Annotated in this window: 11 protein-coding genes; 6 read left to right on the top strand and 5 right to left on the bottom strand. The window is 70.1% G+C overall.

What is annotated here, in order from left to right; all coding sequences use genetic code 11:
• Positions 1–74: 74 nt before the first annotated feature.
• The 3 genes from ACFWBN_RS39035 to ACFWBN_RS39025 form a co-directional block, all read right to left on the bottom strand.
• On the bottom strand, positions 75–929 hold the full coding sequence (locus ACFWBN_RS39035) for a DUF4429 domain-containing protein (protein ID WP_385186400.1): 855 nt from the start codon (positions 927–929) through the stop codon (positions 75–77).
• Between the two features lie 66 nt (positions 930–995).
• Positions 996–2,147: an alpha/beta hydrolase gene (locus tag ACFWBN_RS39030; RefSeq protein ID WP_385186403.1), complete on the bottom strand. Its 1,152-nt coding sequence runs from the start codon at positions 2,145–2,147 to the stop codon at positions 996–998.
• A gap of 227 nt (positions 2,148–2,374) precedes the next feature.
• Positions 2,375–3,046: a TetR family transcriptional regulator gene (locus ACFWBN_RS39025; RefSeq protein WP_385186395.1), complete on the bottom strand. Its 672-nt coding sequence runs from the start codon at positions 3,044–3,046 to the stop codon at positions 2,375–2,377.
• 379 nt (positions 3,047–3,425) lie between these two features.
• Between ACFWBN_RS39025 and ACFWBN_RS39020 the strand changes: the two genes are divergently transcribed.
• Positions 3,426–3,806 carry a peptidase inhibitor family I36 protein gene (locus ACFWBN_RS39020; protein ID WP_385186392.1) on the top strand — a complete coding sequence of 127 codons (381 nt, stop codon included), beginning with the start codon at positions 3,426–3,428 and terminating at the stop codon, positions 3,804–3,806.
• Here the strand turns inward: ACFWBN_RS39020 and ACFWBN_RS39015 are convergent.
• Positions 3,787–4,614 (bottom strand): potassium channel family protein, encoded by an 828-nt coding sequence (locus ACFWBN_RS39015; RefSeq protein ID WP_385186389.1) that lies wholly within the window; start codon positions 4,612–4,614, stop codon positions 3,787–3,789. The two genes, ACFWBN_RS39020 and ACFWBN_RS39015, sit on opposite strands and share 20 nt — an antisense overlap.
• Before the next feature lie 112 nt (positions 4,615–4,726).
• On the bottom strand, positions 4,727–7,459 hold the full coding sequence (gene aceE, locus ACFWBN_RS39010) for a pyruvate dehydrogenase (acetyl-transferring), homodimeric type (protein ID WP_385186385.1): 2,733 nt from the start codon (positions 7,457–7,459) through the stop codon (positions 4,727–4,729).
• A gap of 461 nt (positions 7,460–7,920) precedes the next feature.
• Here aceE and ACFWBN_RS39005 point away from each other — a divergent pair, with 461 nt between their 5' ends.
• The 5 genes from ACFWBN_RS39005 (at position 7,921) to ACFWBN_RS38985 (ending at position 11,592) form a co-directional block, all read left to right on the top strand.
• On the top strand, positions 7,921–8,346 hold the full coding sequence (locus ACFWBN_RS39005; RefSeq protein WP_385186381.1) for a DUF3052 domain-containing protein: 426 nt from the start codon (positions 7,921–7,923) through the stop codon (positions 8,344–8,346).
• Between the two features lie 174 nt (positions 8,347–8,520).
• Complete coding sequence (locus ACFWBN_RS39000; RefSeq protein WP_385186378.1) at positions 8,521–8,979, top strand: peroxiredoxin; 459 nt, start codon at positions 8,521–8,523, stop codon at positions 8,977–8,979.
• A 127-nt stretch (positions 8,980–9,106) separates the two neighbouring features.
• Positions 9,107–9,682, top strand: coding sequence for a TerD family protein (locus ACFWBN_RS38995; RefSeq protein ID WP_030160471.1), 576 nt, complete (start codon positions 9,107–9,109; stop codon positions 9,680–9,682).
• A gap of 169 nt (positions 9,683–9,851) precedes the next feature.
• Positions 9,852–10,427, top strand: coding sequence for a TerD family protein (locus tag ACFWBN_RS38990; protein WP_215013771.1), 576 nt, complete (start codon positions 9,852–9,854; stop codon positions 10,425–10,427).
• A 25-nt stretch (positions 10,428–10,452) separates the two neighbouring features.
• Positions 10,453–11,592 (top strand): DUF475 domain-containing protein, encoded by a 1,140-nt coding sequence (locus tag ACFWBN_RS38985; protein ID WP_385186373.1) that lies wholly within the window; start codon positions 10,453–10,455, stop codon positions 11,590–11,592.
• The last annotated feature ends 59 nt before the right edge of the window (positions 11,593–11,651 follow it).

The following is an 11,651-nucleotide window of genomic DNA, read 5'->3' as shown; positions in this document are numbered from 1 at the left end:
GGGCTATAGACAGCCCCGCCGGCGTTTGGGGCGCGGGGGTCCGGGGGCGGAGCCCCCGTAGCGGCGCCGGGCGCTTACAGCGGTTCCGCCGTGCAGCGGTCGCGGAGAGCCGCGTATTCGGCGTCCGTCAGGAGGCCCGCGCTGTGGAGCTCGCTCAGGTGACGGAGGCGTTCGTCGCCCGAGCGGGGCCGGGGGACGGACGCCACCGGGGTGCGGCTGCGCAGGGCGGCGAGGACCGTCGCCGCGAACGGGAGCGATTCGTGCACCGCGCCGTAGCCCACGCCGAAGACGGCCGTCGCCAGGTCGTGGTCCGGACGCGGGTCGGCGGCCGTGTCCCGGACCAGGAGCCGCAGGTGGCCGCCCGGGCCGTCCGGGGAGCTCCACTCGACCCCGGTCAGCGCGGACAGCGGGTACCGCTGGTCGCCCGCCTTCCACTTGGTGCTGGTGGCGCCCGTACGGGACCAGTGGAAGGTGACGGCGGAGCCGTCGAAGCCGACCCGCGCGTCGTACGCCTTCAGGTGCACCGGCGGCTGCGGGGCGGCGACCAGGAACCGGTCCGCCGGCTCGGCGGCATCCGGCCCCAGCCGGGACCGCAGCGCATCGGCGAAGGCGGCGGCACGCGGCGCCCGTTCGCCCGGCAGCACCAGCCGGTACGGATCGCAGGCCTCCTTCAGCTGGCCCGCGGCGGCCTCCATCAGCGGATCCGCGCCCGGCCGCGGCACGGCACGCAGCACCACCGTGTCCCGCCTGCCGGCGGTCACGGTCACCTCGGACACCGCTTCCAGGGGGATCCTGCGCGAGCCGAGGGCGTGAAAAAGCCTCGGAGCCAGCGGTGTTCTTATCCCCCGTGCGAAGCGGATGAGCACCGAGTCCGAGTCGAACTCCCAGACGGCATGGTTTCCGGCCAGTACGTCACCCATGCGGCTCATGGTAAAGGGAGGCGGGCCCGCGCGTCCCCCTCGTTGCGGAGCCCGTTTTCCGGGCCTCTACGCGCGTCAGTCCTGCTCTGCCCCGGAAAATCCGCGTCGGCACGTGTCGTCCCCGGTCGCGCAGACAACGGAACCGAATGCGCCGGTTCCGATCTTGGCGAAGTTGTCCACCGAGTCGGTACCTGGCGCGAAATAGCCGGTGTGGCTCTTGGCCGTCGCCGAGGACAGCAGCCGCGCACCGAACTCCGGGGACACCGGGTCGGCCCCGTGGCCCAGCCCGCCGACCTCCAGGTGCGGTACGTCCGCGATCCAGTCGCCCTCGTCCCGCGTGGCCCACACCCGGGCCGAGGTGTGCAGTCCGGCGACGTTCTGCGTGCGCATCCCGGGGCTGCCCGCGACCACCACGTCCGTGACGCGGTGCGGCAGTTCGTGCGCGGCGACCCCGCACACCACCGATCCGTAGCTGTGGCAGAACAGCGCCACGGTCGAGCCCCCGGGCAGGGCGGTGGTCAGCGTCTTCAGCCGGGCGGCTCCGTCGACGGCCATGCGACCGGTGGCGGCGTCCATGCCGACCCCGGTGGGCGCGACGTAGCCGGCCCAGGCGATGACCGCCGTTCCGCTGTCCGGCGCGGCCGCGCGCTGGGCCTCGTACAGGGACTCGGCCATGCCGACGGGGGCGGTGAAGCGGCGCTGGGTGCGCTCGAAGGTGATCAGGTCGGTGTCGACGCCGGGGACGATCACCGAAACCCGGCGGGCCCGGTCCAGGTCGCCGAACACCTCGGCGACCAGGCCGCCGCCGGTGGGGTCGAAGGTGAGGATCTGCCGGCCGGGCGTGGCGAGCGAGGCGAAGCGGTGGGCGCGGCGGATGGCCTCGGCCCGGTCGGAGGGGGTCAGGGAGACGTCGCGGCCGCGCGCCTCCTCGACCTGGCCGGCCTGCTGCAGGCCCCGAAGGTTGGCCCGGTAGCGGGTGGCGGCGGGGGCCCCTTCGAGGTTGCCCACGACGAAGGGGTAGCCGTCGGCGAGCCGGGCCCGCTGGGCGCCGTCGAGGCTGCCGAAGAAGCGGGCCACCGTCCGTACGGGCGCGTTCGCGGGCGGTACGGGGCGGCCGTCGATCCGGGCCTGTGCCCAGGCGGCGAGCGCGGCGGCCCGCAGCGGGGTGCCGCCCTCGGGCCGGTGCACGGCCGTCCAGCCGGTGGTGGCCAGCATGACGAAGACCACCGCGAGCGCGAGCAGGGTGCGCAGGGCGGCAGGGCGCGGGTCGGCGCCGGGAGCGGTGGAGTGGGCGAGGCCGGGCAGGTTCACTGGGACCAGCGTAGGAGACCCCTTCCGGCCGTGGCGCGCCGGGTGACGGGGCTCACGGCCGACCGTGGGACGGAACGGTCGTGCGCCTCGGCCGAACGCCGGCGGATCTGTTATGGGCAGCCCTGGCGCCACGATCGGCCCGGTCAGGCCCGGACCGCGACGGGCGCGTCCCGCCAGTCGGCGGCCAGGGCCGGGCCGATCTGGTCGAGGTAGGCCTCCGTCATCCGCCGGATCGCCGCCACGCTGGTGTCCTGGCCCTGGCCCCACAGCCGCCCGGTGACCCTCATCACGCCCGAGAACGCGGCGACGGCGACCCGCGGCCGCGGATCGGCGTCCACGTCCAGGCCCTCGCGGTCGGCGACCAGCCGCGCGATGCGCTCCTCCAGGGCGGTGGAGCGACGCAGGTGCACGGCGAGCAGCGCCGGGGTGGACTCGATCAGCTGGTAGCCGCGCATGTAGAGGTCGACGGGGACCACCTCGGAGATGGCCTCCTCGACGGTGTCCCAGGCGGCGAGCACCGCGCCGCGCATGGCCGCGAAGGGGCCCTCGGCGGCCGGTCGGGCCCGCAGCTCGGCCAGGAAGTGCGACTCGACCAGGTCCTGGACGGCGAAGGCGACCTCTTCCTTGTTGGCGAAGTAGCGGAAGAAGGTGCGCTGGGACACGTCCACGGCGTCGGTGATCTCGTCGACGGTGGTCTGCTCGTACCCCTGGGAGACGAAGAGCAGCAGGGCGGCGCGCAGCAGCGCGTCCCGGGTGCGCCTCTTCTTGCGCTCGCGCAGCCCGCCCGCCGGCTCGGGCCGCTCGTCGATCGTCACTGAGAGGTCCTTTCCGAGGCTGGATCTGACGCTGAGTGAGCGGTCAGGGTACCCGTGACCGCAGTGGCGGCGGCTGCCTCGTTGAGCCGTTTGGACAGGACGGCCGGCAACTCTTTCGGGGACAACCGGCGCGGCGCGGCCGCCCCCGATCACCCCGGAGCGCGTGGGGAGCGCCGCCGCGGGCGGGTGCGCGGCCCCGTCGGAGGCGTCAACTCCGTACGTATGAGGGCCCCGCCGGATGGTTCCCGCGGGGCCGTCGCCTATCAGGGTGGACCCGCCCGCCGCCTCTTCCGCCCGGCCGTCGGCCCAGGTCAGCGTGGTGTCGGCGGAGCTCGGGAAACGGTCCGGGGCACGCCCGTCCACAAGGAGTTGACCCGTCATGCGTACGTGGAGCACCACTTTCGCCGTCATCGGCCTGGTCCTCAGCGCCCTCATCCCGAGCACGTCCGGCGCGGCGCACGCCGCCGGCCCGGCCACGCTCGGCGCCTGTGCGACCGGACAGCTGTGCCTGTGGGCGAAGCCGGAGTTCAAGGGCGCCCGGCAGACACACGAGCTGAGCACCCTGGACATCAACAGCTGCACCGCCCTGCCCGCCGGGACCAGCGCCCAGTCCCTCGCCAACCGGACCGGCCGCCCGGTGACCACGTACCAGTCGGCGGTGTGCGCGGAGACCGGCGAGTTCCAGACCTACCCGGGTGACGGGGTCTGGCTGCCCCAGTCGCCCTACCAGGTGAGGGCGTTCAAGGTGTGGGAGACGTAACCCCGCGCGGCGCCGGGGCGGCGGCGGGCTGCTCGGCCGGACCGGCTGCCGCTGCCGCCCCTGCCGCCCCTGCCGCCCCTGCCGTTCCGCCGCCCAGGGCCGCGACCTCGGCGCGCAGCGCCCGTACCTCTCCCTGGAGTTCCCGGATGGCCGCCAGCTGGAGCCGTTCCACCTGGTCGTCGCGCTCGAAGCGGGCGATGAACCAGGCGGCGATGTTGGCGGTCACCACACCGAGCAGGGCGATCCCCGACAGCATCAGGCCGACGGCGAGGACCCGGCCCAGGCCGGTGGTGGGGGAGTGGTCGCCGTACCCGACCGTGGTCATGGTGGTGAAGGACCACCACACGGCGTCGCCCAGGTTCTTGATGTTCCCGTCCGGGGCGTCGCGCTCCACGCTCAGCACGGCGAGCGAGCCGAACATCAGCAGGCCCACGACGGCCCCGGCCACGTAGGTCGTGAGCCGGACCTGCGGAGCCATCCGGGCCCGCCGGCCCACCAGCAGCAGGGTGGCGACCAGCCGCAGCAGCCGCAGCGGCTGGACCAGCGGCAGCACCACGGCCCCCAGGTCCAGCCAGTGGGTCCGTACGAAGAGCTTGCGGTCCGCGGCGAGCCCCAGCCGCACCAGGTAGTCGGCGGCGAAGGCCCCCCACACCACCCACTCGGCGTGCGTGCACGCCCGGTGCACCGCCGGATCCGCGTCGGGCGCGACGATGGGCACCGCGTAGGCCACGGCGAAGGTCACGGCGAGCACCAGCAGGGGAGCCTGTGTACGGCGCTCCCAGCGCGCCTGGGGGGAGGGTTCCTTCATGCGAAGCATCGTAAGGAACGCGTAAAGCGGAGGTGCCCCCCGGCAAGGCCGGGGGGCACCTCTCACGCGGGCTCACCGGCCCGCCCTCACTCCGTCCGGCTCGCCGCAGGCGTCAGGCGTCGCCGCCCGCCGCGCCGGGGTCGGCCGCCGTCACGTCCAGCAGCTGGTAGCGGTCGACCGCCTGCTTGAGCACCGAGCGGTCGATCTTCCCCTCCTTGGCGAGCTCGGTGAGCGTCGCCAGGACCACCGACTGGGCGTCGATGTGGAAGAAGCGCCGGGCCGCGCCGCGCGTGTCCGCGAAGCCGAAGCCGTCCGCGCCCAGCGAGGTGTACGAGCCGGGCACCCACCGCGAGATCTGGTCGGGAACGGACCGCATCCAGTCCGAGACCGCCACGAACGGCCCCTCCGCACCCGACAGCTTCCGCGTCACGTACGGGACGCGCTGCTCCTCCTCCGGGTGCAGCAGGTTGTGCTCCTCCACCTCGACGGCCTCGCGGCGCAGCTCGTTCCAGGAGGTCGCCGACCAGACGTCCGCCCGCACGTTCCAGTCGGCCGCCAGGATCCGCTGTGCCTCCAGCGCCCACGGCACCGCCACGCCCGAGGCCATGATCTGCGCCCCGATGGTGCCGGAGGTGCCCTGCGACACCCGGTGGATGCCCTTCAGGATCCCGTCCACGTCGACGTCCGCCGGCTCGGCCGGGTGCTGGATCGGCTCGTTGTAGACCGTCAGGTAGTAGAAGACGTCCTCGGCCTCCGGGCCGTACATCCGCCGCAGACCGTCCTGGACGATGTGCGCGATCTCGTACCCGTAGGCCGGGTCGTACGCCACGCAGCCCGGGTTCGTCGACGCCAGCAGCTGGGAGTGGCCGTCGGCGTGCTGGAGGCCCTCACCCGTCAGGGTGGTCCGGCCGGCGGTCGCGCCCAGGACGAAACCGCGCGCCAGCTGGTCGGCCATCTGCCAGAACTGGTCACCGGTGCGCTGGAAACCGAACATCGAGTAGAAGACGTAGACCGGGATCAGCGGCTCGCCGTGCGTCGCGTACGCCGAACCCGCGGCGATCAGCGAGGCCGTGCAGCCAGCCTCCGAGATGCCGTCGTGCAGCATCTGGCCGGTCGGGGACTCCTTGTACGCGAGCAGCAGGTCGCGGTCGACCGCCTCGTACTGCTGGCCCAGCGGGTTGTAGATCTTGGCGCTCGGGAAGAAGGCGTCCATGCCGAAGGTGCGGTACTCGTCGGGCGCGATCAGCACGAAGCGCTTGCCGATCTCCTTGTCCCGCATCAGGTCCTTCAGGATGCGCACGAAGGCCATCGTGGTGGCGATCGACTGCTGCCCCGAGCCCTTCTTGGCCGCCGCGTAGGCCTTGTCGTCCGGCAGCTGCAGCGGCTTCGCGCGCACCACGCGGGTCGGCACGTAGCCGCCGTGCGCGCTGCGCTGGTCGTGCATGTACTGGATCTCGGGCGAGTTGCGGCCCGGGTGGTAGTACGGCGGCGCGCCGTTCTCCAGCTGGGCGTCGGTGATCGGGATGTGCAGGCGGTCGCGGAAGCGCTTGAGGTCGTCGACCGTCAGCTTCTTCATCTGGTGCGTCGCGTTGCGGCCCTCGAAGTTCGGGCCGAGGGTCCAGCCCTTGACCGTCTGGGCCAGGATCACCGTCGGCTGGCCCTTGTGGGCCTTGGCCGCCGCGTAGGCCGCGTAGACCTTCTTGTGGTCGTGACCGCCGCGGCCCAGGTGCTGGATCTGGTAGTCGGTCATGTTCTCGACCATCGCGCGCAGCCGGTGGTCGCCGCCGAAGAAGTGCTCGCGGATGTACGCGCCCGACTCGGTGGCGTACGTCTGGAACTGCCCGTCGGGGGTGGTGTTCATCTTGTTGACCAGGATGCCGTCGCGGTCCTGGGCCAGCAGCGGGTCCCAGGAGCGGTCCCAGATCAGCTTGATGACGTTCCAGCCGGCACCGCGGAACTGCGACTCCAGCTCCTGGATGATCTTGCCGTTGCCGCGCACCGGGCCGTCGAGGCGCTGGAGGTTGCAGTTGACGACGAAGGTCAGGTTGTCGAGGCCCTCGCGGGCGGCGATGGACAGCTGGCCGAGCGACTCCGGCTCGTCCATCTCGCCGTCGCCGAGATACGCCCAGACGTGGGACTTGGAGGTGTCCGCGATCCCGCGCGCCTCCATGTACCGGTTCATCCGGGCCTGGTAGATCGCACCGAGCGGGCCGAGGCCCATCGAGACGGTCGGGAACTCCCAGAAGTCCGGCATCAGCCGCGGGTGCGGGTAGCTGGACAGGCCGTACGGGGCCTTCGACTTCTCCTGGCGGAACGCGTCGAGCTGCTGCTCGGAGAGCCGGTCCAGGAGGTAGGCGCGCGCGTAGATGCCGGGGGAGGCGTGGCCCTGGAAGAAGATCTGGTCGCCGCCGTCACCCTCGTCCTTGCCCCGGAAGAAGTGGTTGAAGCCCACGTCGTAGAGGGAGGCGGAGGAGGCGAAGGTGGCGATGTGGCCGCCGACGCCGATACCGGGGCGCTGGGCGCGCGAGACCATGACGGCCGCGTTCCACCGCGTGGCGTTCAGGACCTTGCGCTCGATCTCCTCGTTGCCGGGGAAGAACGGCTCGTCCTTGGTGGCGATCGTGTTGACGTAGTCCGTGCTGCGCATCTCGGGCACGGCCACGCGCTTTTCACGGGCGCGCTCGATCAGGCGCAGCATCAGGTAGCGGGCACGTTCACGGCCGCGCTCGTCGACCGCTGCGTCCAGGGAGTCGAGCCACTCCTGCGTCTCCTCCGGATCGAAGTCCGGGACCTGACTCGGCAGGCCGCCAATGATGATCGGATTGCGATCGGATGCGGAAGCCACGCTGTTCCTTCGCTGTCGGGGGAGTCGTGCTGTACCCGTGTCTGGGGGGCGCCGCCTCCCATGGTCTTACGCTCGGCCGAAATCGTCATCTTTACCGCTGGGTATTCCCTGGAGTCGGCAGGGGAGCCCGGGGATGAGGGGATCGGAGGCGGTCCGGCCAAACCGCAACCCTACGCCCAGACCGGTCAACGACTTCGTAAGGACGTTCGTCCCTCAAACAGGTAGGAAAGTCCTCATGCGTTGCCGATGATGCCGAATGAGCTGGAATGGTGTGGGATGCATCACGAGACGTGTACACGGGGAGGCTGAAAGTTGCGGCGAGACGGCCGCAATCGTCACCGTTTCGACGGTCTCGGCGGCCGGGTACTTGCGCGATCCGCCGCGCCCGTGTGGACTACGCCCAATGCTGCGCGTACGCGCGCCGCCGAAGACATTCACCGAACATGAGCAGGAGGCACCCCGTGAGCGCGACCGCGGACCACGCGGAGAACCTGGCCGCCCGGCTGGGTTTCCAGTCCGAACAGGTGGTCCAGGAGATCGGCTACGACGACGACGTCGATCAGGAATTCCGTGACGTCGTCGAGGAGCTCGTCGGCGACCTCGTCGACGAGGACTACGACGACGTCACCGACGCCGTGCTGCTGTGGTTCCGGGAGGACGACGGCGATCTGGCGGATGCACTGGTCGATGCCACCGAGCTGATCGAGGACGGCGCACTGATCCTGCTGCTGACCCCCAAGACGGGCCGCCCCGGCTACGTCGAGGCCAGCGACATCAAGGAAGCCGCAGAGACTGCCGGCCTCTCGCTGGCCAAGGGCCTTCCCGTCGGCAAGGAGTGGGCCGCCACCAAGCTGGTGACGCCCAAGACGGCCGTCAAGAAGCGCTGAACCGCGCCCCGCAATCGAGCGGACGCACGCCCCGCCGCACCCGGCTGACGCCCGGGTCGGCGGGGCGTGTGCGTTTCGGGCCCGGCCGCACCTAGGCTGTGCCTCACCCGAACAGCCCAACCCCGCCGGACCTCCTCCGGCGGACCCGGAAGCAGGAACGAAGGGAAGCGAGAGATGGCGATCCAGGTCGGCGACAAGGCCCCTGACTTCGAACTCAAGGACAACCACGGCGCCACCGTGCGGCTCTCCGACTTCCGGGGGGAGAAGGCCGTCGTGCTGCTCTTCTACCCGTTCGCCTTCACCGGCGTCTGCACCGGCGAGCTGTGCGAGCTGCGCGACCAGCTGCCTCGGTTCCAGAACGACGACGTGCAGCTCCTCGCCGTCTCCAACGACTCCGTGCCGACCCTGCGGGTCTTCGGGGAGCAGGAGGGGCTGGAGTACCCGCTGCTGTCGGACTTCTGGCCGCACGGGGAGACCTCCCGCGCGTACGGGGTCTTCGACGAGGACAAGGGATGCGCGGTCCGCGGCACCTTCGTCATCGACAAGGACGGCGTCGTGCGCTGGACTGTCGTCAACGGACTGCCCGACGCCCGTGACCTGAACGAGTACATCAAGGCCCTCGACAGCCTCTGAGAGCCGTCCTCGCAGTTCGCTGCGAAAACCCGCCTACAAGCGGGAACCCGTCACTAGGATCGAAACGTTGATCCGGTAGCAACCGCACGACGGGGCCCCGCCCCACACAGAACCCAATGGAGGACCCGTGGGAGTCAGCCTCAGCAAGGGCGGCAACGTCTCGCTGACCAAGGCCGCGCCTAACCTGACGGCGGTCATCGTCGGTCTCGGCTGGGATGCTCGCACCACCACCGGTGTCGACTTCGACCTCGACGCCAGCGCGATCCTGACCAACGACCAGGGCAAGGTCGCCAACGACTCGAACTTCGTCTTCTTCAACAACCTGAAGAGCCCCGACGGCTCGGTCGAGCACACCGGTGACAACACCACCGGTGAGGGCGAGGGCGACGACGAGGCGATCAAGGTGAACCTCGCCGGTGTCCCGGCCGATGTCGCCAAGATCGTCTTCCCGGTGTCGATCTACGAGGCCGAGAGCCGCCAGCAGAGCTTCGGCCAGGTCCGCAACGCGTACATCCGCGTCGTGAACCAGGCCGACAACAGCGAGCTCGCCCGCTACGACCTCTCCGAGGACGCCTCGACCGAGACCGCCATGGTCTTCGGCGAGCTGTACCGCAACGGTGCGGAGTGGAAGTTCCGTGCCATCGGCCAGGGTTACGCCTCGGGCCTGCGCGGCATCGCGCAGGACTTCGGCGTCAACGTCTGAGCCTGAGAGCAGTTCACCCGTCCGGCGCCGTGCACTGTGTGTACGGCGCCGGACGGGCTTTACGGCTGTACCGGCCGGCGCCACCGGCTGCAGTGTTGTACCGGCTTCACGGCTGTTCCGGCTTGCCGGCCCTACCACCGCCACACCGTCGTCCGGGGAGGACCACAACATGGGCGTCACACTCGCCAAGGGGGGCAATGTCTCCCTCTCCAAGGCCGCACCGAACCTCACCCGGGTTCTGATCGGCCTCGGATGGGACGCGCGCTCGACCACGGGAGCAGACTTCGACCTCGACGCCAGCGCGCTGCTGTGCAGTGACGGCCGGGTCCTCGGGGACGAGTACTTCGTCTTCTACAACAACCTCAAGAGCCCCGAGGGATCCGTCGAACACACGGGGGACAACCTCACCGGCGAGGGTGAGGGGGACGACGAGTCGATCATCATCGACCTCACCAAGGTCCCGGAGCGCGTGGACAAGATCGTCTTCCCGGTCTCGATCCACGAGGCGGACGTCCGCCGGCAGAGCTTCGGCCAGGTCAGCAATGCCTTCATCCGCGTGGTGAATCAGGCGGACGGCCAGGAACTGGCCCGCTACGACCTCTCCGAGGACGCCTCCAGCGAGACCGCGATGATCTTCGGCGAGGTCTACCGGTACGGGGGTGAATGGAAGTTCCGTGCGGTAGGGCAGGGGTACGCGTCGGGCCTGAGGGGCATCGCTCTAGACTTCGGGGTCAACGTTTCGTAAAGCCGTACAAGACGATGGGGTGCCAGTGGTTCTCAAAACCTTCGGCTGGTCGTTCGCAATCACTGCGCTCGGTCTGGTCGCAGCGGTGTTCTACGGGGGGTGGCAGGCTTTCGGGATCGTCGCGATCCTGTCGATCCTCGAGATCTCGCTGTCTTTCGACAACGCGGTGGTCAACGCCGGAATCCTGAAGAAGATGAATGCCTTCTGGCAGAAGATCTTCCTCACCATCGGCGTCCTCATCGCGGTCTTCGGCATGCGACTGGTCTTCCCCGTCGTCATCGTCGCGATCAGCGCCAAGATCGGGCCCATCGAGGCCGTCGATCTGGCGATGACCGACAAGGACCTTTACAAGCAGCTCGTCACGGACGCCCACCCGTCCATTGCCGCCTTCGGTGGCATGTTCCTGCTGATGATCTTCCTCGACTTCATCTTCGAGGACCGTGACATCAAGTGGCTCGCCTGGCTGGAGCGCCCGCTCGCCAAGCTCGGCAAGATCGACATGCTGTCCGCGTGCATCGCGCTGATCGTCCTGGTCATCACCTCGATGACCTTCGCCGCCAACGCCCACCAGCACGGCGGCGTCCACGTGGACAAGGCGCAGACCGTCCTGATCTCCGGTGTCCTCGGCCTGATCACCTACATGATCGTCGGCGGCCTCTCCGGCTACTTCGAGAACAAGCTGGAGGAAGAGGAGGAGGCCGAGCACGAGGCCGAGGAAGAGGCGAAGAAGAGCGGCAAGCCCGTCTCCGCCGTCGCCATGGCCGGCAAGGCCGCCTTCTTCATGTTCCTCTACCTCGAAGTCCTCGACGCCTCCTTCTCCTTCGACGGGGTCATCGGCGCCTTCGCCATCACCAACGACATCGTGCTCATGGCCCTCGGCCTCGGTATCGGTGCCATGTACGTCCGGTCGCTCACGGTCTACCTGGTCCGCCAGGGCACCCTCGACGACTACGTCTACCTGGAGCACGGCGCGCACTACGCCATCGGCGCGCTGGCCGTGATCCTGCTCGTCACCATCCAGTACGAGATCAACGAGGTCATCACCGGCCTCGTCGGCGTCGTCCTGATCGCGTGGTCCTTCTGGTCCTCGGTGCGCCGCAACAAGCGCCTCGAAGCCGAGGGCGGCGAGGGCGACGAGCCCGCGGAGGCCAAGGCCGGGGTGTGACCCGGCCCTGACTGCGGAACCATTCAGTACGAAGGGGCGGCCGCGCGGATCCACTGGAC

The organism is Streptomyces sp. NPDC059989 (assembly GCF_042736975.1).
Taxonomy (GTDB): domain Bacteria; phylum Actinomycetota; class Actinomycetes; order Streptomycetales; family Streptomycetaceae; genus Streptomyces.
The sequence above is the reverse complement of the archived record's forward strand: the minus strand, read 5'-3'. Positions and strand labels throughout refer to the sequence as shown.